Here is a 20946-nt window from a genome sequence, read left to right as displayed (position 1 = left end):
CGCCGGGACGGGAAGCGGTCAGTACTCCAGCCCGTACCCCACCGGATACAGCACCTTCGACGGGTCGTCCGCCCGTTGCACCGGGACCGGGAGCTTCCCCTCCGGGCGGGCCCGGCCCGCGATCACCCGGACCGCCGCGCGCAGTTCGACATCGGTCCAGGAGTACGCGGCCAGGTGTGCCCTGTGCCCGGTCCCCGCCAGCTGCGCGATGTCGTACGGATTGCGGATGGCGATCGTGATCACCGGGACGCCCGTCGCGGCCAGCGCGGTGACCAGGGTGCGCTGCGAGCTGGTCGCCGAGACGTTGTACGTCCCCACGACCACCGCGTCCTTGCCCTGTGCCGCCGCCACCGCCGCGTCGATGGCCGCCTTGGTCGGCGCGGTCCCGGTGGACAGCGCGGTCGCGGTGAAGCCCAGCTCGTTGAACGCCCCGGCCAGCGTCGTCGTCGGCGGGCCCGTGGTGCCCGAAGGGGAGGCCGGGTCGGCGCCCACCACCAGCAGGTTCCGGTGCGAGCGGCGCGACAGCGGCAGCAGCCGGCCCTCGTTGGCCAGCAGGGTCGTCGTGCGCTCGGCGATCCGGTCGGCGGCGGCCAGATGCGCCGGGGTGCCGACCGTGCGGTCCACCCCGGCCCCGGAGACGAACGGCTGGTCGAAGAGCCCCAGCTTCGTCTTCAGGCGCAGGATGCGCAGGATCGATTCGTCCAGCCTGGCCTCGCTGACCTCGCCGCTCTTGACGGCCGCCAGCAGCGCGTTCCACGAGACGTCCAGGCTCGGCGGGTTGAGCAGCTGGTCCACTCCGGCCTGGAGCGCGAGCACCGGCACCCGCTCGTCCCCGTACTTCGTCCGCACGCCCTGCATACCGAGGGAGTCGGTGACCACGACCCCGTCGTAGCCCAGTTCCTCGCGCAGGATGCCGGTGAGGATCGGCTTCGAGAGGGTCGCCGGGTCCTCCGCCGGGTCGAGCGCGGGCACCACGATGTGCGCGGTCATGATCGAGTCGATGCCCGCCGCGATGGCCGCCCGGAACGGGGGCGCGTCCAGCTCCGCCCACTGCTCCCGGGTGTGGCCGATGACCGGCAGGCCCGTGTGGCTGTCGGTGCTGGTGTCGCCGTGGCCCGGGAAGTGCTTGGCCGTGGAGGCGATCCCGGCGCTCTGATACCCCTTCACCTGCGCGGCGACCATCCCGGCCACGGACTGCGGGTCCGAGCCGAAGGAGCGGACGCCGATGACCGGGTTGGCCGGGTTCACGTTGACGTCGGCGTCCGGCGCGTAGTTCTGGTTGATGCCGATCGCCGCCAGTTCGGCGCCCGCGATCTGCCCGGCCCTGCGGGCGTCGGAGCGCGAACCGCCCGCGCCCAGCGCCATCGCGCCCGGCATCAGCGTGGCGGGCTCGCCGACGCGGCAGACGATGCCGTGCTCCTGGTCGGTGGAGATCAGCAGCGGCAGGCGTGACGGGCCCGCGAGGCCCGCGCGCTGGATGCCGTTGGAGAGCTCGGCGATCTGGTGCGGGTCGCGGGTGTTGTGCGCCCAGGCGAAGTAGATGATCCCGCCGACGTGGTACTTGGCGATCATCTCGGCGGCCGTACGCACCCCGATCTCGGCGAGGTTGGCGTCGATGTCGGCCTGGTCGGGGTCGGTGGCGGAGTGCCCGTAGACCCGCATGACGAAGAGCTGGCCGACCTTCTCCTCCAGGCTCATCCCGGAGATGAGCCGCTTCAGCCGCCGGGTGGTGGCGGCGGAGTCGTGGCTGCTGTGCGCGGAGCCCTGGGAGGCGAGGGCCCCGGGGGCGGTCGCCATGCCCGCTGCCGCCGCGACGGCGGTGGCGGCGGTGGCGGTGAGGAGGGTGCGTCTGGAGGTGCGGTGGTGCACGTGAGCTCCTTCGGCCGTTCTCGGTGACGAGGGGGTGAAAGAAACTTCCAAGGAGCACGGATATCCAGAAAATAACTTCCGGTCAAGGGTGCGGGCCGTTTTGAGCGCGTCCCGGACGCCCTCGCCCGCCGCAGCCCACCCGCGCCCGTCCGCCCCACCGCCCGCCCGGTACCGCTTACTGCTTGGGCGCGCCCAGCCGCAGCAGGTGCTCGCGCCCCGCGCCCAGCAGCCCCGGCAGCTCCGCCGCCTCCGGGTACCAGCGCTTCTCGTACTCCCAGCAGACCCAGCCGTCCGGGTCCAGCGTGTCCAGGCACGCCCGCAGCGGCAGCACCCCCGCGCCCAGCGCCAACGGGGTCGTGTCCTCGGCCGACGCGATGTCCTTCACCTGTACGTAGCCGAGGTGCGGGGCCAGCACCGCATGGCTGGCCACCGGCTCCTCGCCCGCCAGCCAGGTGTGCATGACGTCCCACAGCGCACCGATGTTCTTGTGCCCCACCGTCCCGGCCACCCGGGCCACGTCGGCCCCCGCCCGGTGCGAGTCATGGGTCTCCAGGAGCAGGCGTACGCCCAGGTCGGCGGCGTACGGAGCGGCCGCCCCGAGCCTGCGCGCGGCGGTCGCGTCGGCCTCCTCCGGGTCCTGGTCGCCGCCCCCGGGGAACACCCGGACGTACGGCGCCCCCAGGTCCCGGGCCAGCTCGGTCAGCGCGGCCAGCTCGTCCAGGACCGGCTGGTCGTACCCCTCGGCGGCGACCTTCGCGTACCCCGCCACGCCCAGGATCGCGACCCCGCCGCGCTCGGACTCGGCGCGCACGGCCGCCCGTTCCGCCTGTCCGAGTCCCAGGTGCACCGGCTCCTCGGGGTGGGCGCGCAGCTCGACCCCCTGGTAGCCGTGGTCGGCGGCCAGCCGGACGACATCGGCGATGGGCAGCCCCGGCACCCCGAGGGTGGAGAAAGCGAGCTTCACGTGCGTTCCTTCCGTCGTTCCGTGCCGCCGCACCCTACGAGAGGCGGGCGCCCCCACACGTACCCCGCCCCATGGTGCTCATCCCCGGGGCGCCGCCGTCGAGCCGCGCACCATCAGCTCGGCCGGGATCAGCGCGATGCCGCCCGGCGGAGGGTCCTCCTTGCCCATGGCCAGCCTGCCCGCCCGCGCCCCCGCCTCGAAGAGCGGCAGCCGCACGGTGGTCAGGGCCGGGACCACGTCCACCGAGAACGGCAGGTCGTCGAATCCGGCCACCGAGATGTCCTCCGGGATGCGCAGCCCCCGGTCGCGGATCGCCGCCGCCGCGCCGAGCGCCACGGTGTCGTTCGCGGCGACGACCGCCGTGATCCCCGGTTCGCGGCGCAGGAGTTCGACCGTGGCGTCGTAGCCGGAGCCCCGGTCGTACGAGCCGTGCACGGTCAGCCGGTCCTCGTCCCCGGCCGCCCCCGCGGCGCGCATCGCCTCGCGGTGACCGGCCAGGCGGTGGCGGGTGGTGGTCCGTTCCAGCGGGCCCGCGACATAGCCGATGCGGCGGTGGCCCAGGGAGAGCAGATGGCCGGTGAGGCGCCGGGCGCCGCCCTGGTTGTCGAAGGCCAGCGCGGCCACCACGGACGCCCCGTCCGGCAGCGGGGGCCGCCCGCAGAGCACGACCCGGGTCCCCGCCTCCGCGAGCTTCGCCAGCTTCGCGGCCATCGCCGTCTGGTGCTCCGGGTCCTCCACGGCGCCCCCGGTGAGGACGACGGCGGCGGCGCGCTGGCGCTGGAGCAGGGTGAGGTAGGTCAGCTCGCGGGCGGGGGAGCCCCCGGTGTTGCAGACGACCGCCAGTTTCTCGCCGCCCGCCCGGCCGGACCCGTCGCCGGGTCCGCCGATCTCGGTCTGCGCGGCGCCCGCCATGATCCCGAAGAACGGGTCGGCGATGTCGTTGACGAGAACGCCGACCAGGTCGGACGTGGCCGCCGCCAGGGCGCTGGCCTGCCCGTTCAGCACATAGTCCAGGTCGTCCACCGCGCGCAGCACCCGTTCCCGGGTGGACGCCGCCACCGGGTAATTGCCGTTCAGCACACGGGAGACGGTGGCCGGGGACACCCGGGCGCGGGCCGCCACGTCCGCCAGGGTGACTGTCATCGCTTTCCTCCGTGGCCGGTGACCGATTGACGGGCCCCCTCTTGTCCGGGCCGCTGTCGGCAGGCTAGCGTCATCCCGCATAGAAAGCGCTTGCTACGGCTGTACGGAGGGAACTTTCGTGACACGCAGGACAGTGCGCATCGCCATGAACGGCGTGACGGGACGCATGGGATACCGGCAGCACCTGGTGCGCTCGATCCTCGCGATCCGCGAGCAGGGCGGCCTCGACCTCGGCGACGGCGACGTGCTGTGGCCGGAACCGGTCCTGGTCGGCCGCCGCGCCCACGCCCTGGAGGAGCTGGCCGCCCGCCACGGTCTGACCGAGTGGTCGACCGACCTGGACGCGGTCCTCGCGGACGACACCGTCGACATCTACTTCGACGCCCAGGTCACCCAGGCCCGGGTCGAGGCGATCAAGAAGGCCGTCGCCGCGGGCAAGCACATCTACACCGAGAAGCCCACCGCCACGGACGTCGAGGGCGCCCTCGACCTGGCCCGGCTGGCCCAGGAGGCCGGCATCAAGCACGGCGTCGTCCAGGACAAGATCTTCCTGCCGGGCCTGCTGAAGCTGAAGCGCCTCATCGACGGCGGCTTCTTCGGCGAGATCCTGTCCGTGCGCGGCGAGTTCGGCTACTGGGTCTTCGAGGGCGACTGGCAGGAGGCGCAGCGCCCGTCCTGGAACTACCGCGCGGAGGACGGCGGCGGCATCGTCGTGGACATGTTCCCGCACTGGGAGTACGTGCTCCACGAGCTGTTCGGCCGGGTCACCACGGTCCAGGCGCACGTCCAGACGCACATCCCGGAGCGGCGCGACGAGCACGGCAAGCCCTACGCCGCGACCGCCGACGACGCCGCCTACGGCATCTTCCAGCTGGAGGGCGGCGCGGTCGCCCAGATCAACTCCTCCTGGGCGGTCCGGGTCAACCGCGACGAGCTGGTCGAGTTCCAGGTGGACGGCACCCACGGCTCCGCTGTCGCGGGCCTGCGCAACTGCCGCGTCCAGCACCGTTCGGCCACCCCGAAGCCGGTCTGGAACCCGGACCTGCCGGTCACCGAGTCCTTCCGCGACCAGTGGCAGGAGGTCCCGGACAACGCGGTCTTCGACAACGGCTTCAAGGCCCAGTGGGAGCTGTTCCTCCGCCACATCGTGCTGGACGAGCCCTACACCTGGGACCTCATGGCGGGCGCCCGCGGCGTGCAGCTCGCCGAGCTGGGCCTGAAGTCCCACGCGGAGGGCCGCCGCCTGGACGTCCCGGAGCTGTCCCTGTGACCCGCCGCCTCCCCTCCGGCCCCGAGGAGCCGTCACCGTGACCATCCATCTCCCGCAGGGCCCGTACGAACCCCGGGCCACCCCGCTCGACCTCACCCCGACGGGGACGCCGCTCGCCTCCCGTAAGGTCTTCTCCGCCGCGCATGTCGTCGCCGACCCGTACGCCGACACCACGCCGGACTCCCCGGCCGCCGTCGACTGGGACGCCACGCTCGCCTTCCGCCGCCACCTCTGGTCGCACGGCCTGGGCGTGGCCGAGGCCATGGACACCGCGCAGCGCGGCATGGGCCTGGACTGGGCGGGCGCCGAGGAGCTGATCCGCCGCTCGGCCGCCGAGGCGAAGTCGGTCGGCGGACGCATCGCCTGCGGCGTCGGCACGGACCAGCTGCCGCCGGGCCTGGCGACGCTCGCCGAGGTGCGCGCGGCGTACGAGGAACAGCTCGCCGTCGTCGAGGAGAGCGGCGCCCAGGCGATCCTGATGGCCTCCCGCGCGCTCGCCGCCGCCGCGAAGGGCCCCCAGGACTACCTGGACACGTACGCCCATCTGCTGCGCCAGGCCACCGAACCGGTCGTCCTGCACTGGCTGGGTCCGATGTTCGACCCGGCGCTCGAAGGCTACTGGGGCTCCGCCGACCTCGACCTGGCCACCGACACCTTCCTCCAGGTCATCGCGGAGCACCCGGACAAGGTCGACGGCATCAAGATGTCGCTGCTCGACGCGGACCGCGAGATCGACGTGCGCCGCCGCCTGCCGAGCGGGGTCCGCTGCTACACCGGCGACGACTTCAACTACCCGGAGCTGATCGCGGGCGACGACCGGGGCTTCAGCCACGCGCTGCTCGGCATCTTCGACCCGCTGGGCCCGCTGGCCGCGCACGCGGTACGGGTCCTGGACACCGGTGACACGAAGGGCTTCCGCGAACTGCTCGACCCCACGGTCGAGTTGTCACGGCACCTCTTCCAGGCGCCGACGCGCTTCTACAAGACGGGCGTCGTCTTCCTGGCCTGGCTGGCGGGCCACCAGGACCACTTCACGATGGTGGGCGGCCTCCAGTCGGCCCGCTCGCTGCCGCACCTGGCGAAGGCGTACCAACTCGCCGACGGGCTCGGCCTGTTCCCGGACCCGGAGCTCGCGGAGTCGAGGATGCGTTCACTGCTGACCGTGCAGGGGGGCACCCGATGAGCGACGGCCGTCTTTCCATCAACCAGGAGACCATCAAGCAGTGGTCGCTCCCCGAGCTGGCCGAGGGCTGCGCGAAGGCGGGCATCGACAAGGTGGGCCTCTGGCGGGCCCCGGTGCAGGCGTACGGGGTCGAGGCGACGGCCCGGTTGCTGTCCGACCAGGGCCTGACCGTCACCAGCCTGTGCCGGGGCGGCTTCCTGACCGCCGTCGACCCGGCCGCACGCAGCGCCGCCCTGGACGACAACCGCGCCGCGCTGGACGAGGCGGCGGGCGTGGGCACGGACACCCTGGTCCTCGTCTCGGGCGGTCTCCCGGAGGGCAGCAAGGACCTGTACGGCGCCCGCGAACGCATCGCGGACGCCCTGGCCGAGCTGGCCCCGTACGCCGCCGAACGCGGGGTGCGCCTGGCCATCGAGCCCCTGCACCCCATGTTCGCCTCGGACCGCTGCGTGGTCTCGACGCTCTCCCAGGCGCTGGACCTCGCCGAGCGCTTCCCCGCCGACCAGGTGGGCGTCGTCGTGGACACGTACCACCTCTGGTGGGACGACCAGGCCCCCGCCCAGATCGCGCGGGCCGGTGCGTCCGGCCGCATCCACTCCTTCCAGCTCGCGGACTGGATCACCCCGCTCCCGGCGGGCGTCCTGCTGGGCCGGGGCCAACTCGGCGACGGCAGCGTGGACTTCCGCTTCTTCCGGGAGGCGGTGGAGGCGACGGGCTTCGACGGCCCGGTCGAAGTGGAGATCTTCAACGAGGCGCTGTGGGCGAGGAACGGCGCGGAGGTGCTGGCGGAGGTGGCGGCGCGTTACGCGGAACACGCCTGCTGAACGCGGACGTCCCGGGGCCCGCCTGTGCGGTGCGGGTCCCGGGGCGGGCCGTCAGGCGGAGAGGTGCCCACCCTTGATCGCGGTGACGAAGGAGGTCCAGCCGTCGGCGGAGAAGACGACGGCGGGGCCGTCAGTGGCCTTGCTGTCACGGACGGGGACGGAGGCGTAGCCGCGGGCGGCTTCGAGGCAGTCACCGTTGTTGCCCCCGCTGTAGCTGGACTTGAACCACCCGGTCAGGGACCTGGAGTCAGCGTAGGGGCGGTTCCTGCTGTGCATTTTCGTGCTCCTCTGCGATGGCCCGGATGAGATCGATCGAAGCCCGTTGGGGCGCCGCGTCACCCAGGGCGAGAGTGTAGGACTCCTGGCAGGCGGCTACCAACGCCGGATCATCCATCAGATTTCCCGTCTGAAGTCCCTCTACGTACGCGAGGGGAGGGCCGTCCGCGAAGTCGAGCATGTAGAGCGCGCTCTCCATGAGCGCGTGGGCCCCTACGGCAAAAGGCAGTACATGCAGGCGCAGTCGCCCGGAGGCCGCCATGTCCGCGATCTTTCGCAATTGCTCCGCCATGACCTGCGGGCCACCCACACGCCGTCGGAGGGCCGCTTCGTCGAGAAGCGCCCACACCACCGGACGCGCCGACTCCGCGAGCATCCGGCCGCGCTCCAGGCGGTTGACGACGAACGTGTCAAGCTCGTCCGGCTGGTAGTTGGTCCTGTACGCCTCGAAGACGGCACGGGCGTACGGGCCGGTCTGGAGGAGCCCGGGGATGAGCGACAACCCGTACAGGCGCACCTCGGTGGCCTGCCGCTCCAACTCGGCCACGTGCGCGAAGTACTGGACGAACTTCGAGTCCAGGTCCTCAAGCCACCGTACGAAGAACCCGCCCGTGTCCAACGCCCGGTCGATTCTCGCCGCGTCCTCCGGGCTCGGCAGCCGCCGCCCCGCCTCGTAGTGACTGATCAGCGTCGGCGAGCAGACCACCATCTCGCTCAGCGCTTCCTGCGTCAGGTTCGCCGCGACGCGTTGCAGCCGCAGCTCCGCGCCGTACTTCTGCCGTGGTGAACGCGGCACCCGATTCGTACCCATGCGGCTCAACTCCCCGTCTTGACGTGCCCGCTGTCATCCCCAACCCCCTGGCAGCGTAGCGACGCGCGACCCCACTCTGTGATGGGTTCGCTACAGAACGCAGGCCCCCGGAAGGAAGCAGGCAGACGTGAAGGAAAACGAGGCGCAGACGATCAGGCTGCTGCCGTGGGAGAGCCAGGGCGGCAAGCCCTGCTACGTCCTCGGGGACGGCAACGGCTACGTCTCGCGGCTGGCCGACAACATCGAGAGCGTCCAGCTCGGCATGGCCGACGACCTCCTGGGCCACGCGGCCGACCTCCTGGCCGACCAGAAGGTGACGGGCCCGGAACTGCACTTCCTGGCGAGCCGCCTGACCGAGTCCCTGCGGGACGTACGGCGCGTGGCGGAGAGCCGGGGCTCGCGCATGACGGGGGCGGCGGCACGGTCAGCGGAGGGCTGACCCGGCCACCCGCTCGTACGCTTCGCGGGCGCCCTCCACCTCCGGGAGATGCGCGGCGGCCCAGGCGCAGCAGGCCGCCATGGGGGCGAGCAGCGAGCGGCCGAGGGGGGAGAGCGCGTAGTCGACGCGGGGCGGGATGCCCTCGCCGACCGTACGGGTGATCAGGCCGTCCCGCTCCATGGAGCGGAGGGTCTCGGTGAGGACCTTCGGGGTGATGCCGCGCAGGGGGACCGCCAGTTCGGAGAAGCGCCGGGGGCCGTCCTCCAGGCACCGGACGATCTTCGCGGTCCACTTGCCGCCCAGCCGGAACGGCGATTCGGTGTGGTCGCAGCCGGTGAACATCTCGGCGTCCAGGGGTTGGCTCACGCTGTCGAGCGTACGTAACTATCGTTGCGGAAACCATGGGGTGCCGGTCTAGCGTCGCGGCGACGGCCCACGGACGGCGTGGGTCCTGGCGGGGGGACAACCCATGAGCAAGATCGTTGTGTTCGGAGCCGGTGGACGCGCGGGGCGGCGGGCGGTCACGGAGGCCGTGGAGCGGGGGCACCGGGTCACGGCCGTGGTGCGGGACCCCGCCGCATACCAAGGGTTCGCCGGACCCGGGGTGGACGTGGTCGCCGGGGACGTGACCGACGCGGAGAGCGTGGCGGCGGTGGCGCAGGGCCATGACGCGGCGATCGGTGCGGCGGCGCGGATGGACATGCCGTCGGCGGAGTTCTTCGCGGGTGCGGCGCACGCGCTGCTGGCCGGGCTGGAGCGGGCGGGCGTGACCCGGCTGGTGCTGGTCGGGATCGGTACGACGCTGGAGGCGGCGCCGGGCGTCATGCTCCACGACACCCCCGGATTCCCGGCGGACGCCCGGACCTTCTCGCTCGGCCACGCGGCGGAACTGGACGTACTGCGCGCCGCCGAAACCGCCATCGACTGGCTGGTGCTCGCCCCGCCGCCGGTCTTCCTGGACGACCGGGCCGACCGCACCGGCCACTACCGGACGGGCGGCAGCGAACTGCTGCCCGACGCCGACTTTTTCTCGTACGCGGACCTGGCGGTCGCCCTGATCGACGAGATCGAGACCCCGAGGCACAGCCGTTCGCTGACCGCTGTGGCCTCCTGACCGATCCGCGAAGTCAGGTGTAGTGGTACCGGGCCTGCACGACGATGAGCTCCGACTCCGTCGGCTTGTACACGAGACGGTGCTCGTCGTCGATGCGCCGCGACCAGTAGCCGCTCAGGTCGCCCCGCAGCGGCTCCGGTTTGCCGATGCCATTGAAGGGGTCTCGGATGGTGTCGGCGATCAGTTTGTTGATGCGACGCGTCATGCGCCGGTCGCTCTCCGACCAGAAGGTGTAGTCGTCCCAACCACGCGTGGTGAACGCGAGTTTCACGCGCGACCCTCGCCGTCGTCGTCCGGCACGTCCGCCAGTTCGTGGTACTCGGTCCCGCCCGCCTCGGCTTCCGCGATGGAGTCGAGCAGTCGACGCGCGTTGGCGGGGGTGCGCAGCAGGTAGATCGTCTCCTGCCAGGAGGTGAAGTCCTGCTCGGACATGAGGACCGCGTTGCCCTTGCGCGAGGTGATGTGCACGGGGGAGTGGTCCTCGTTGACCTGCTCGATCAGCGGGAAAAGGTGCTTTCGGGCTTCGCTTGCCGTTATCGACATCTCGGAACCTCTTCTGCCGCGACCGACTGGTACTGCTTATGGTACCAGTCGAGCCTCGCTCGCGCTGGGAGCCGTGCTGTCGCACCCGCCCGATACCGTCGCCCCATGGCCACCACCGCGTCCCACACCCCCAACCTGGCCGTCCTCGAAGGCGTCCTCGAACGGATCACGTACGCCAACGAGGAGAACGGGTACACCGTCGCCCGTGTCGACACCGGGCGGGGAGCCAACGATCTGCTCACCGTCGTCGGGGCGCTGCTCGGGGCGCAGCCCGGGGAGTCCTTGCGGATGGAGGGGCGTTGGGGCTCCCACTCGCAGTACGGGAAGCAGTTCCACGTCGAGAACTACCGGACCGTCCTCCCCGCCACGATCCAGGGCATCCGGCGCTACCTAGGCTCCGGGCTGATCAAGGGCATCGGGCCGGTCATGGCCGACCGGATCACGACCCACTTCGGAGTGGACACGCTCGACATCATCGAGCGCGAGCCCAAGCGGCTCATCGAGGTCCCCGGGCTCGGCCCCAAGCGGACGAAGATGATCGCCGCCGCCTGGGAGGAGCAGAAGGCCATCAAGGAGGTCATGGTCTTCCTCCAGGGCGTCGGCGTCTCCACGTCCATCGCCGTGCGGATCTACAAGAAGTACGAGGACGCCTCGATCTCCGTCGTGAAGAACCAGCCCTACCGGCTGGCCGCCGACGTCTGGGGCATCGGGTTCCTGACCGCCGACAGGATCGCCCAGGCCGTGGGCATCCCGCACGACAGCCCGGAACGGGTCAAGGCCGGGCTGCAGTACGCGCTGTCGCAGTCCACCGACCAGGGCCACTGCTTCCTGCCCGAGGAGCGGCTGATCGCGGACGCGGTGAAGCTGCTCCAGGTGGACACCGGGCTCGTCATCGAGTGCCTGGCGGAGCTGGCCGAGGAACCGGAGGGCGTCGTACGGGAGAAGGTGCCGTCGCCCGAGGGCGGGGAGCCGGTCACGGCGGTCTATCTGGTGCCGTTCCACCGGGCGGAGATCTCCCTCGCCGCCCAGGTGCGGCGATTGCTGCGGACGCCGGAGGAACGGATGCCGGCCTTCGCGGACGTGGACTGGGAGAAGGCGCTGAAGTGGCTCGGGGGCCGGACGGGCGCCACGCTGGCGCCCGAGCAGGAGGCCGCCGTGCGGCTCGCGCTCACCCGGAAGGTCGCCGTGCTCACCGGCGGCCCCGGCTGCGGCAAGTCGTTCACCGTCCGGTCCATCGTGGAGCTGGCCCGGGCCAAGAAGGCGAAGGTGGTGCTGGCCGCGCCGACCGGGCGGGCCGCCAAGCGGCTGTCCGAGCTGACCGGGGCCGAAGCCTCCACCGTGCACCGTCTCCTCGAACTGAAGCCCGGGGGCGACGCGGCGTACGACAAGGACCGCCCGCTCGACGCCGATCTGGTCGTCGTGGACGAGGCGTCGATGCTCGATCTGCTGCTCGCCAACAAGCTGGTGAAGGCGGTGGCACCGGGTGCCCACCTGCTGCTGGTCGGCGATGTGGACCAGCTGCCGTCCGTGGGGGCGGGGGAGGTGCTGCGGGACCTCCTCGCCGAGGGCGGCCCCGTGCCCGCGGTCCGGCTGACCACGATTTTCCGCCAGGCCCAGCAGTCGGGCGTCGTCACCAACGCGCACCGCATCAACTCCGGCGTACCGCCCCTCACTCAGGGGCTCAGTGACTTCTTCCTCTTCGTGGAGGACGAGACGGAGGACGCCGGGGTGCTCGCGGTGGACGTCGCGTCCCGCCGCATTCCGGCCAAGTTCGGGCTGAACCCGCGCCGGGACGTCCAGGTGCTCGCCCCCATGCACCGGGGCCCGGCCGGGGCCGGACATCTCAACGGTCTGCTCCAGCAGGCGATCACCCCGGGCAGGCCGGGCGTGCCCGAGAAGCGGTTCGGCGGCCGGGTCTTCCGGGTGGGGGACAAGGTCACCCAGATCCGCAACAACTACGACAAGGGGGAGAACGGGGTCTTCAACGGCACCGTCGGCGTCGTCACCGGCCTGGACCTGGACGAACAGCGGCTGACAGTCCTCACCGACGAGGACGAGGAGATCGGCTACGACTTCGACGAGCTGGACGAACTCGCCCACGCGTACGCCATGACGATCCACCGTTCCCAGGGCAGCGAGTACCCGGCCGTCGTCATCCCCGTGACGAAGAGTGCCTGGATGATGCTCCAGCGCAACCTGCTCTACACCGCCGTGACCAGAGCCAAGAAGCTCGTCGTACTGGTCGGCTCGCGGCAGGCGATCGGCCAGGCGGTCCGCACGGTTTCCGCAGGCAGACGCTGTACGGCGCTGGATCACCGGCTCCGAGGAGGCGGCGACGGAGGATCGTCGGTAAAAATGATCGATCAAATCGGTGGGAAACATCACGGAGGTCTTCCGGAACCGCAGTCAAGGGGGCAGGATGGCTAAGTTCGCGGCACTCAGTGCCGCGAGTAGGTCCAATGGACGACCCCGAGTGCACTCTCCTGAGCCAAATGGGGGAGGGTGGAGACAGTCAGGGAACCTCGAAGAAGAGGCACTACGTCGGTGAGGGATGACGTGAGCGAGCACACCAACAACGCTGTGGTACTGCGGTACGGCGATGGCGAGTACACCTACCCGGTGATCGACAGCACCGTCGGCGACAAGGGCTTCGACATCGGGAAGCTCCGGGCGAACACCGGCCTGGTGACGCTGGACAGCGGATACGGCAACACCGCTGCCTATAAATCGGCCATCACCTACCTCGACGGCGAGCAGGGCATCCTGCGCTACCGCGGCTACCCGATCGAGCAGCTCGCGGAGCGTTCGACCTTCCTTGAGGTCGCGTACACGCTGATCAACGGTGAGCTTCCCAAGGTCGACGAGCTGTCGACCTTCAAGAACGAGATCACCCAGCACACGCTGCTGCACGAGGACGTCAAGCGGTTCTTCGACGGCTTCCCCCGCGACGCCCACCCGATGGCCATGCTGTCCTCGGTCGTCAGCGCGCTGTCCACGTTCTACCAGGACAGCCACAACCCGTTCGACGAGGAGCAGCGCCACCTCTCGACGATCCGGCTGCTCGCCAAGCTCCCGACCATCGCCGCGTACGCGTACAAGAAGTCGATCGGTCACCCGTTCGTCTACCCGCGCAACGACCTGGGCTACGTCGAGAACTTCCTGCGCATGACCTTCTCGGTCCCCGCCCAGGAGTACGAGCTCGACCCGGTCGTCGTCTCGGCGCTCGACAAGCTGCTCATCCTGCACGCGGACCACGAGCAGAACTGTTCGACCTCCACCGTGCGCCTGGTCGGCTCCTCGCAGGCGAACATGTTCGCCTCGATCTCCGCCGGTATCTCGGCGCTCTGGGGCCCCCTGCACGGCGGCGCCAACCAGTCGGTCCTGGAGATGCTGGAAGGCATCCAGGCCAACGGCGGCGACGTCGACTCCTTCATCCGCAAGGTGAAGAACAAGGAGGACGGCGTCCGCCTGATGGGCTTCGGTCACCGGGTGTACAAGTCCTTCGACCCGCGCGCCAAGATCATCAAGGCCGCCGCGCACGACGTGCTGTCCGCCCTCGGCAAGTCCGACGAGCTGCTGGACATCGCGCTCAAGCTGGAGGAGCACGCGCTCTCCGACGAGTACTTCGTCTCGCGCAACCTCTACCCGAACGTGGACTTCTACACGGGCCTCATCTACCGCGCGATGGGCTTCCCGACCGAGATGTTCACCGTGCTCTTCGCGCTCGGCCGGCTCCCCGGCTGGATCGCCCAGTGGCACGAGATGATCAAGGAGCCCGGCTCCCGCATCGGCCGCCCGCGCCAGATCTACACCGGCGAGGTCCTGCGCGACTTCGTCCCGGTCGAGGGCCGCTGAACGCTCCCTCCCGCTTCACCCCGGCCCTGACTGACGCCGGACCCGCGCCCCCGCCTGCCGCGCCCTCGCCCCGAGCGACGCGGCGAGCGGGGGCGTCGGGCGTTCCGGGGGGCGTACGGGAGCGGGCTGGGCGCGTACGCCGGGGCGCGCGCCGGTCCGGGAGCGCTCCCGTGCAAGAGAGAAGCGCCTCGCCATCGATCCCCCCACGGGCCGACAGCGAGGCGCTTCCCATGTCCCGGAGCGGATTCCCCCCACGGGATCCGGCCGGGCGTTCAGTGGGAGCCGTAGCTCCTGGGCTGTGCCTCGGTACTGCTTGTCCTGCTCCTGCGCTGTGGTCTGCCGGGGTACGTACCGACGGGAGGGCCGCTCAAAGCTCCCCGGTGTACGTGCCCCGGCCCACTCTTGCCCGGAGCATCCCCCAAGATGCTCCGTCGGACGTCCCCCAAGACATCCTTGGCATCGCACTCTAAGACTTACGAGCCCATCGAATGGTTACCCTGAAACCGATGTGATCTGAATCTCATTGTGGAAATTACGTGAAGGAGCGCAGGCGCAGGCTGTTCGTCACGACGAAGACCGATGAGAACGCCATCGCCGCTCCGGCAATCATAGGGTTGAGCAGCCCAAATGCCGCAAGGGGTAGGGCGGCCACGTTGTAGCCGAATGCCCAGAAAAGGTTGCCCCTGATGGTGGTGAGGGTGCGCCGGGAGAGGCGGATGGCGTCCGCTGTCACCTTGAGATCTCCACGAACCAGGGTGAGGTCGCCGGCCTCGATCGCGGCGTCCGTGCCCGTGCCCATCGCCAGGCCCAGGTCGGCGGTGGCCAGCGCGGCGGCGTCGTTGACCCCGTCGCCGACCATGGCGACGACCCGCCCCTGCTCCTGGAGACCCCGGATGACGTGCGCCTTCTCCTCCGGCAGCACCTCGGCGCGGACCTCGTCGATCCCGGCCTCCCGGGCCACGGACTCTGCCACGGCGCGGTTGTCGCCGGTCAGCAGGATCGGTGTGAGGCCGAGGTCCCGGAGCGCGGTGACGGCCTCCGCGCTGGTGTCCTTGATCGCGTCGGCGACTTCCAGGACCGCGCGCGCCTCGCCGTCCCAGCCGACCGCGATGGCCGTGCGCCCTTGAGCGGCGGCGTCCGTGACGGCGGCGGCCAGGGTGCCGGGGAGGGGCATTCCGGCCTCCGTGAGCAGCCTGGGGCGCCCGACGAGGACGGTGTGGCCCTCGACGGTGCCCCGGACGCCGAGCCCGGGCACGTTGGTGAAGCCCTCGGCGGCGGGGAGGGCGGTGCCGGTGCGTTCGGCGGCTCCGGTGGCGACCGCTTGGGCGATGGGGTGTTCGGAGGCGTGTTCCAGGGCTCCGGCGAGGCGGAGGGCGTCGGTCTCGGTGGTTCCGGGGGTGGTGTGGACGGCCTGGAGGGTCATGCGGCCGGTGGTGACGGTGCCGGTCTTGTCCAGGACGATGGTGTCGACGCGGCGGGTGGATTCGAGGACTTCGGGGCCCTTGATCAGGATGCCGAGCTGGGCGCCTCGTCCGGTGCCGACCATGAGGGCGGTCGGGGTGGCGAGGCCGAGGGCGCAGGGGCAGGCGATGATCAGGACCGCCACCGCCGCCGTGAACGCGGCCGTCACGTCGTCGGTGGCCAGCAGCCAGCCGATGAGCGTGGCGAGGGAGAGCAGCAGGACGACCGGGACGAACACCGCCGAGATCCGGTCCGCGAGGCGCTGCACCTCGGCCTTGCCGTTCTGCGCGTCCTCGACCAGCTTCGCCATCCGGGCCAGCTGGGTGTCCGCGCCGACGCGGGTCGCCTCCACGACGAGGCGGCCGGAGACGTTGAGCGTCGCGCCGGTCACCGCGTCGCCGACGCCCACGTCCACGGGCACGGACTCGCCGGTGAGCATCGACGCGTCCACCGCCGAGGAGCCCTCGGCCACGGTGCCGTCCGTGGCGATCTTCTCGCCGGGGCGGACGAGGAAGCGGTCGCCCACGACGAGCCGGGCGACGGGGACCCGGACCTCGGCCCCGTCGCGCAGGACGGTCACGTCCTTGGCGCCGAGGTGCATCAGGGCGCGCAGCGCGGACCCGGCCCTCCGCTTGGACTTCGCCTCCAGATAGCGGCCCAGCAGGATGAAGGTGACGACGCCCGCCGCGACCTCCAGGTAGATGGTGGACGAGGCGTCGGCCCCGGTGGCCGTCAGGTCGAAGCCGTGCCGCATGCCGGGCATTCCGGCGTCCCCGAGGAACAGCGCCCACAACGACCAGCCGAAGGCGGCGAGCGTCCCGACGGACACCAGCGTGTCCATGGTCGCCGCGCCGTGCCTCAGATTGGTCCAGGTGGCCCGGTGGAAGGGCAGCCCGCCCCAGACCACGACGGGCGCGGCGAGGGTGAGCGAGAGCCACTGCCAGGAGTCGAACTGGAAGGCGGGGATCATCGCCAGGGCGACCACGGGGGCGGCGAGCACGGCGGAGACGACGAGCCGCTGCCGGAGGGCGGTGAGGGCGGGGTCGGGGGTGTCGTCGGCGGTGGCGTCGGGGTGCGGCGGGGCTTCCGGTTCCGGTTCCGCTTCCGGCCGGGGTGCGCGCGGTGCGGGATCGTGGCGGGAGGACCCGGCGGGCTGCGGGGCTTCGGCGGCGACAGCGGGCTCGGGGGGCTGAAGGGCTTCCGCGGCGGCGGGGCCGGGGGCCCGTACGGCAGCTCCGGGCAGCGGCTTCGCCGTGTAGCCGGTCCGCTCCACCGTGGCGACGAGGTCGCCCACGGAGACGGCGCCGCCGTCATAGCTGACGCGGGCCTTCTCGGTGGCGTAGTTGACCGTGGCGGTGACGCCGTCCATCCGGTTGAGCTTCTTCTCGACGCGGGCCGCGCAGGAGGCGCAGGTCATGCCGCCGATCATGAACTCGGCCCGTGAAGGCTCCGCCGCCGGGGCTCCGGCCTCCGTCGCGCTGTGCGTATCCGATGCGCTGTGCATGTCCGAACTCCTGGAACGCCGACCGGGCCGTACCCCACCAGTATCTGCTGGTCGGTCCGGCCCGGCGGTGACGGGTGGTGCGAGTGGTGCGAGTGGTGCGGGATCGCGGGGCGCTCCCGGGGCGGTCAGGCGCGCCCGGTGAGCTCGTAGCCCGCCTCGTCCACGGCGGCGCGCACGGCCTCGTCGTCCAGGGGGCCCTCCGAGACCACCGTCACCTGCCCGGTGGACGCCACGGCCTTCACCGAGGTGACACCCTCGATGGCGGAGACCTCCTCGGAGACGGCGCCCTCGCAGTGGCCGCAGGTCATGCCGGCCACCTGGTAGACGGTGGTCACGCCGGACTGCCCGGCGTCGGCGCCCGCGCTGTCGTGGCAGGAACCGCTGGGCGAGCAGCAGGAGCCGGTCGCCTGGGGGAGCTGGGTCTCGGCGGTCATGGTGTTCTCCTCTTCGACGGGCACACGGGGGCGGAGGGGCGCGTACCGGTGCGCCTCCACAACCCCACTCTATACCCCTAGGGGGTATGAAGCGAGTGGGGTCCGGTCGTCGTGTCGCCGGGGATCATGGGTTCGAGGTACCGGTGGAGGACCCTCTTCACCTCACGGATGTACGCCTCCCGCTCGTCCCCCTCGTGCGCCATGATCACGTCCAGCCCGGACTTGAAGATGTTGAAGATCATCGTGGCGATCCGGGTGACCTCGGCGGGCTGCTTGTCCGGCAGGTATCCGGCGAGGATCGTCTCGACGCGGCTCAGCATCGTGACGTGTACGGCGTCGTGGTCCTTGGTGGCCATGCCGGGGATCTCGGAACCGTGCATCAGGACCGTGAACGCCGGGTTCGCGCAGTTGAACTCGATCAGCGGGTCGAGGGTGGCGTCGAGCATCCGGTCCAGCGGGAGTTCCAGGTGGTCGGCCAGGAAGGCGGTGCCGTAGGTCTCCCGCCAGCGGGTCAGTAGCTGGTCGCCGAGCTCGACCGCGATGGCTTCCTTGTTGGGGAAGAACTGGTAGAGCGTGCCGGGGGAGACCCCGGCCTCGCGCGCGATGGCATTGGTGCTCGCCGCGGTGTAGCCGGTCGTGCAGAACACGCTGGCGGCGGCTTTGAGCAGCTGTGCGACACGGGCCTCACCCCGGGCCTGCCGCCTGCGCGGCCGGGCGGGGGTGTCGGTGTTGCCGGTGGTCCCGGCTCCTCGGGCGGCCCCGGTGTCCTCGGAGCCCGCCGCTCTGGACTGCGACACGGTGAATCCCCAGCTTTCGTGCACGGTTGACAAACACGAGCGGTCGCTCGCATTCTTGAGAAACGCGAGCGATGACTCGTGTTTGCCAGTGTATGTGGCAATGACTGATCCATGCTGCCCTGCGCGGCTGCCTCGTGCTGCCGCCCCGCGCGCCCGGATCCGGGGGAAAAGGGGACATCGCACCATGCCTGAAGTCAACGGCCCGCGGCGACCGGGAGGCTGGACGCGCTTCGTCACCGCGCGTCCCCGGCTCTCCCTGCTGACGGCTCTGGTGATCACCGCGCTCGCGGTCCTCGCGGGCAGTGGGGTCGCCGACCGGATGGGCAGCGGCGGCTGGCAGGCCCCGGACGCCGAGTCGGCCTACGCCACGAAGGCGCTGGAGCGCGCGTTTCCCGCCTCCCAGCCGAATCTGCTGCTGCTTGTCGACAGCGGCGGCGCCTCCGTCGACGACCCCGCCGTGGCAGCCGAGGCGGCGCGCCTGACGAAGCGGCTGGCCGGTGAGGCGGATGTCGTCGGCGTCCGCTCCTACTGGCAGGACAAGGCGCCCGCGCTGCGCGCCGAAGACGGCAAGGAGGCGCTGATCGCCGCCCGGATCGAGGGCGACGACAAGGCGTCGGGCGAGGTGCTGGACCGGATCGCCCCGGCCTACCGGGGCGGGCACGGCCCGGTGAATGTCTCGATCGGCGGGCCCGTGGCCGTGCAGCACGAGATGCAGACGATCATCCAGGAGGACCTGCTGAGGGCCGAGATGATCGCCCTGCCGGTGACGCTGGTGCTGCTCGTCATGGTCTTCGGCAGCGCCATCGCCGCCCTGCTGCCCCTGGGCGTGGGCATCGTCGCCATCCTGGGGACCAACGCGGTGCTGCGCGGCATCACCGAGTTCACCGACGTCTCCGTCTTCGCCCAGAACCTCACCACGGCACTCGGGCTCGGACTCGCCATCGACTACGCCCTGTTCATCGTGCGCCGCTTCCGCGAGGAGCTGGCGGCCGGTGCCCCGACCAGGGAGGCCATCGGTGCGACGCTGCGCACGGCGGGCCGGACCGTGCTGTTCTCCGCGCTGACCGTCGCGGTGTCGCTCGCCGCGATGCTGGTCTTCCCGCAGTACTTCCTGCGCTCCTTCGCGTACGCGGGCATCGCCGTGGTGCTCCTCGCCGCCGCGGCCGCGCTGATCCTTCTCCCGGCCGCGCTGATGCTCCTCGGCCCCCGGGTGAACTCCCTCGACCTCCGGAAGCCGCTGCGGCGGGGCCGCCCGAAGCCGCGGACGGAAGCCGGTGCGGGGTGGGCCCGGTTCACGGCTCTGGTGATGCGCAGGGCGCCGGTCTTCGCGGTGGTCACGGGCGTCGGGCTCGTCCTCCTCGGACTGCCCTTCCTGGGCGTGAAGTTCGGTACGGCGGACGACCGCCAGCTGCCCGCCTCCTCCGAGTCCCACGTGGTGCAGCAGCATCTGCGGGACGGCTTCCCCGGCAGTCCGGGCGGGAGCCTCGACATCCTGGCGGAGGGCGGGGCGACCCCTGCCCAGTACGCCGAGTACCGCGGCAGGCTCGCCGCACTGCCGGGGGTCCTCCGGGTGGACGGGCCGGTCACGGAGGGGCGGAGCGCCTACTTCAGCGTGCTCGGCAAGGGCGAGCCGGTCGGGGAGGAGGCCCAGCGCCTGGTGAAGGACCTGCGCGCCGAGCCCGCCCCCTTCGACACCTCCGTGACGGGCACGGCGGCGGTCCTGGTCGACTCCAAGGCGGCCATCGGCGACCGGCTGCCGTGGGCGGTGGGCATCATCGCCTCGGTGACGCTGCTACTGGTCTTCCTGCTGACCGGAAGCGTCCTGATCCCCGTCCAGGCCGTCATGCTCAACGCCCTGAGCCTCACCGCGATGTTCGGAGCCGTGGTCTGGGTCTTCCAGGACGGCCACCTCTCCGGGCTGCTCGCCTTCACCAGTACCGGAGACATAGAGACGACGCTGCCGGTGCTCATGTTCTGCGTCGCCTTCGGACTCTCCATGGACTACGGGGTGTTCCTGCTCTCCCGGATCAAGGAGGAGCACGACCGCACCGGCGACCACGAGCAGGCGGTCTCCTTCGGACTCCGGCGCACCGGCGGGCTGATCACCGCGGCGGCCGTGATCCTGGCGGTCGTGATGGTCGCCATCGGCACCTCGCGGGTGACCAACACCAAGATGCTCGGCCTCGGCATCGCGCTCGCCGTGCTCATGGACGCGATGGTGGTCCGCAGCCTGCTCGTCCCGACGGTCATGAAGCTGATGGGCCGGGCGAGCTGGTGGGCCCCGGCACCGCTGCGGAGGTTCCACCAGCGGTTCGGGCTGAGCGAGGGCGAGCCCGGCCGTCCGGAGGCGCCGGAGTCCATACCGGAGCCGGACGCCGAAGCCGAACGGGTGCCCAGCGGGGCGTGAGCCGGAGGGGCCGGGCGGTGGGCGGTACGGGGCCCTCCGCCCGGTCCGTCCC

Annotated in this window: 19 protein-coding genes; 8 read left to right on the top strand and 11 right to left on the bottom strand. The window is 71.3% G+C overall.

Going from position 1 to position 20946, the window contains the following annotated elements; genetic code table 11:
• Positions 1 to 18: 18 nt before the first annotated feature.
• The 3 genes from ACZ6C6_RS04305 to ACZ6C6_RS04295 form a co-directional block, all read right to left on the bottom strand.
• Positions 19 to 1869: a glycoside hydrolase family 3 protein gene (locus ACZ6C6_RS04305; RefSeq protein ID WP_469198881.1), complete on the bottom strand. Its 1851-nt coding sequence runs from the start codon at positions 1867 to 1869 to the stop codon at positions 19 to 21.
• Between the two features lie 175 nt (positions 1870 to 2044).
• Positions 2045 to 2833 carry a sugar phosphate isomerase/epimerase family protein gene (locus ACZ6C6_RS04300; RefSeq protein ID WP_469198879.1) on the bottom strand — a complete coding sequence of 263 codons (789 nt, stop codon included), beginning with the start codon at positions 2831 to 2833 and terminating at the stop codon, positions 2045 to 2047.
• A 78-nt stretch (positions 2834 to 2911) separates the two neighbouring features.
• Positions 2912 to 3976 carry a LacI family DNA-binding transcriptional regulator gene (locus ACZ6C6_RS04295; protein ID WP_469198877.1) on the bottom strand — a complete coding sequence of 355 codons (1065 nt, stop codon included), beginning with the start codon at positions 3974 to 3976 and terminating at the stop codon, positions 2912 to 2914.
• A 118-nt stretch (positions 3977 to 4094) separates the two neighbouring features.
• Between ACZ6C6_RS04295 and ACZ6C6_RS04290 the strand changes: the two genes are divergently transcribed.
• Genes ACZ6C6_RS04290 through ACZ6C6_RS04280 form a run of 3 tightly spaced genes read left to right on the top strand, consistent with a single transcriptional unit; the run spans position 4095 to position 7253 of the window.
• A complete protein-coding gene (locus ACZ6C6_RS04290) occupies positions 4095 to 5246 on the top strand; it encodes a Gfo/Idh/MocA family protein (protein WP_469198875.1) in 1152 nt (383 codons plus the stop codon).
• 37 nt (positions 5247 to 5283) lie between these two features.
• Entirely contained in the window at positions 5284 to 6429 is a 1146-nt protein-coding gene (locus ACZ6C6_RS04285) for a dihydrodipicolinate synthase family protein (protein WP_469198873.1), read from the top strand.
• Positions 6426 to 7253 carry a sugar phosphate isomerase/epimerase family protein gene (locus tag ACZ6C6_RS04280; protein WP_469198871.1) on the top strand — a complete coding sequence of 276 codons (828 nt, stop codon included), beginning with the start codon at positions 6426 to 6428 and terminating at the stop codon, positions 7251 to 7253. The genes ACZ6C6_RS04285 and ACZ6C6_RS04280 overlap by 4 nt, the downstream gene beginning before the upstream one ends.
• A 51-nt stretch (positions 7254 to 7304) precedes the next feature.
• On the opposite strand, the gene ACZ6C6_RS04275 is transcribed toward ACZ6C6_RS04280, so the two are convergent.
• The gene (locus tag ACZ6C6_RS04275; RefSeq protein WP_469198869.1) at positions 7305 to 7529 is read right to left on the bottom strand and encodes a DUF397 domain-containing protein; all 225 of its coding nucleotides are present in this window, start codon (positions 7527 to 7529) and stop codon (positions 7305 to 7307) included.
• A complete protein-coding gene (locus ACZ6C6_RS04270; protein WP_469198867.1) occupies positions 7501 to 8340 on the bottom strand; it encodes a helix-turn-helix domain-containing protein in 840 nt (279 codons plus the stop codon). The genes ACZ6C6_RS04275 and ACZ6C6_RS04270 overlap by 29 nt, the downstream gene beginning before the upstream one ends.
• Positions 8341 to 8467: 127 nt before the next feature.
• Here ACZ6C6_RS04270 and ACZ6C6_RS04265 point away from each other — a divergent pair, with 127 nt between their 5' ends.
• Positions 8468 to 8779, top strand: a complete 312-nt coding sequence (locus ACZ6C6_RS04265) for a hypothetical protein (protein ID WP_469198865.1) — start codon at positions 8468 to 8470, stop codon at positions 8777 to 8779.
• On the opposite strand, the gene ACZ6C6_RS04260 is transcribed toward ACZ6C6_RS04265, so the two are convergent.
• Positions 8765 to 9121, bottom strand: coding sequence for a winged helix-turn-helix transcriptional regulator (locus tag ACZ6C6_RS04260; RefSeq protein WP_469199329.1), 357 nt, complete (start codon positions 9119 to 9121; stop codon positions 8765 to 8767). The genes ACZ6C6_RS04265 and ACZ6C6_RS04260 overlap by 15 nt on opposite strands.
• A gap of 127 nt (positions 9122 to 9248) precedes the next feature.
• On the opposite strand from ACZ6C6_RS04260, the gene ACZ6C6_RS04255 reads away from it, so the two are divergent.
• Positions 9249 to 9893: an NAD(P)-dependent oxidoreductase gene (locus ACZ6C6_RS04255; RefSeq protein ID WP_469198863.1), complete on the top strand. Its 645-nt coding sequence runs from the start codon at positions 9249 to 9251 to the stop codon at positions 9891 to 9893.
• Between the two features lie 13 nt (positions 9894 to 9906).
• Here ACZ6C6_RS04255 and ACZ6C6_RS04250 read toward each other — a convergent pair whose 3' ends face one another.
• Entirely contained in the window at positions 9907 to 10164 is a 258-nt protein-coding gene (locus ACZ6C6_RS04250; RefSeq protein ID WP_365681545.1) for a Txe/YoeB family addiction module toxin, read from the bottom strand.
• Positions 10161 to 10436, bottom strand: a complete 276-nt coding sequence (locus ACZ6C6_RS04245) for a type II toxin-antitoxin system Phd/YefM family antitoxin (protein WP_469198861.1) — start codon at positions 10434 to 10436, stop codon at positions 10161 to 10163. The genes ACZ6C6_RS04250 and ACZ6C6_RS04245 overlap by 4 nt, the downstream gene beginning before the upstream one ends.
• Positions 10437 to 10541: 105 nt before the next feature.
• Between ACZ6C6_RS04245 and recD2 the strand changes: the two genes are divergently transcribed.
• Both recD2 and ACZ6C6_RS04235 read left to right on the top strand, forming a co-directional pair.
• A complete protein-coding gene (gene recD2, locus ACZ6C6_RS04240) occupies positions 10542 to 12863 on the top strand; it encodes an SF1B family DNA helicase RecD2 (protein ID WP_469198859.1) in 2322 nt (773 codons plus the stop codon).
• 129 nt (positions 12864 to 12992) lie between these two features.
• Positions 12993 to 14291, top strand: a complete 1299-nt coding sequence (locus ACZ6C6_RS04235) for a citrate synthase (protein ID WP_018518088.1) — start codon at positions 12993 to 12995, stop codon at positions 14289 to 14291.
• A gap of 532 nt (positions 14292 to 14823) precedes the next feature.
• On the opposite strand, the gene ACZ6C6_RS04230 is transcribed toward ACZ6C6_RS04235, so the two are convergent.
• The 3 genes from ACZ6C6_RS04230 to ACZ6C6_RS04220 form a co-directional block, all read right to left on the bottom strand.
• A complete protein-coding gene (locus tag ACZ6C6_RS04230) occupies positions 14824 to 17256 on the bottom strand; it encodes a heavy metal translocating P-type ATPase (protein WP_469198857.1) in 2433 nt (810 codons plus the stop codon).
• 125 nt (positions 17257 to 17381) lie between these two features.
• Positions 17382 to 17690: a heavy-metal-associated domain-containing protein gene (locus ACZ6C6_RS04225; RefSeq protein WP_469198855.1), complete on the bottom strand. Its 309-nt coding sequence runs from the start codon at positions 17688 to 17690 to the stop codon at positions 17382 to 17384.
• 77 nt (positions 17691 to 17767) lie between these two features.
• On the bottom strand, positions 17768 to 18487 hold the full coding sequence (locus ACZ6C6_RS04220; protein WP_469198853.1) for a TetR/AcrR family transcriptional regulator: 720 nt from the start codon (positions 18485 to 18487) through the stop codon (positions 17768 to 17770).
• Between the two features lie 184 nt (positions 18488 to 18671).
• Here ACZ6C6_RS04220 and ACZ6C6_RS04215 point away from each other — a divergent pair, with 184 nt between their 5' ends.
• Positions 18672 to 20894, top strand: coding sequence for an MMPL family transporter (locus ACZ6C6_RS04215; protein ID WP_469198851.1), 2223 nt, complete (start codon positions 18672 to 18674; stop codon positions 20892 to 20894).
• The last annotated feature ends 52 nt before the right edge of the window (positions 20895 to 20946 follow it).

The sequence above is a fragment of the Streptomyces sp. NPDC041814 genome (genome assembly GCF_055590565.1).
Note: the sequence above shows the minus strand (reverse complement) of the source record. Positions and strands in the feature narration are given on the sequence as shown.

Excerpts from the sequence above, each read along its gene's own strand:
- ACZ6C6_RS04295 (WP_469198877.1), bottom strand. The coding sequence starts at position 3,976 with ATGACAGTCACCCTGGCGGACGTGGCGGCCCGCGCCCGGGTGTCCCCG.
- ACZ6C6_RS04280 (WP_469198871.1), top strand. The coding sequence starts at position 6,426 with ATGAGCGACGGCCGTCTTTCCATCAACCAGGAGACCATCAAGCAGTGG.
- ACZ6C6_RS04275 (WP_469198869.1), bottom strand. The coding sequence starts at position 7,529 with ATGCACAGCAGGAACCGCCCCTACGCTGACTCCAGGTCCCTGACCGGG.
- ACZ6C6_RS04270 (WP_469198867.1), bottom strand. The coding sequence starts at position 8,340 with ATGGGTACGAATCGGGTGCCGCGTTCACCACGGCAGAAGTACGGCGCG.
- ACZ6C6_RS04260 (WP_469199329.1), bottom strand. The coding sequence starts at position 9,121 with ATGTTCACCGGCTGCGACCACACCGAATCGCCGTTCCGGCTGGGCGGC.
- ACZ6C6_RS04255 (WP_469198863.1), top strand. The coding sequence starts at position 9,249 with ATGAGCAAGATCGTTGTGTTCGGAGCCGGTGGACGCGCGGGGCGGCGG.
- ACZ6C6_RS04245 (WP_469198861.1), bottom strand. The coding sequence starts at position 10,436 with ATGTCGATAACGGCAAGCGAAGCCCGAAAGCACCTTTTCCCGCTGATC.
- recD2 (WP_469198859.1), top strand. The coding sequence starts at position 10,542 with ATGGCCACCACCGCGTCCCACACCCCCAACCTGGCCGTCCTCGAAGGC.
- ACZ6C6_RS04230 (WP_469198857.1), bottom strand. The coding sequence starts at position 17,256 with ATGCACAGCGCATCGGATACGCACAGCGCGACGGAGGCCGGAGCCCCG.
- ACZ6C6_RS04225 (WP_469198855.1), bottom strand. The coding sequence starts at position 17,690 with ATGACCGCCGAGACCCAGCTCCCCCAGGCGACCGGCTCCTGCTGCTCG.
- ACZ6C6_RS04215 (WP_469198851.1), top strand. The coding sequence starts at position 18,672 with ATGCCTGAAGTCAACGGCCCGCGGCGACCGGGAGGCTGGACGCGCTTC.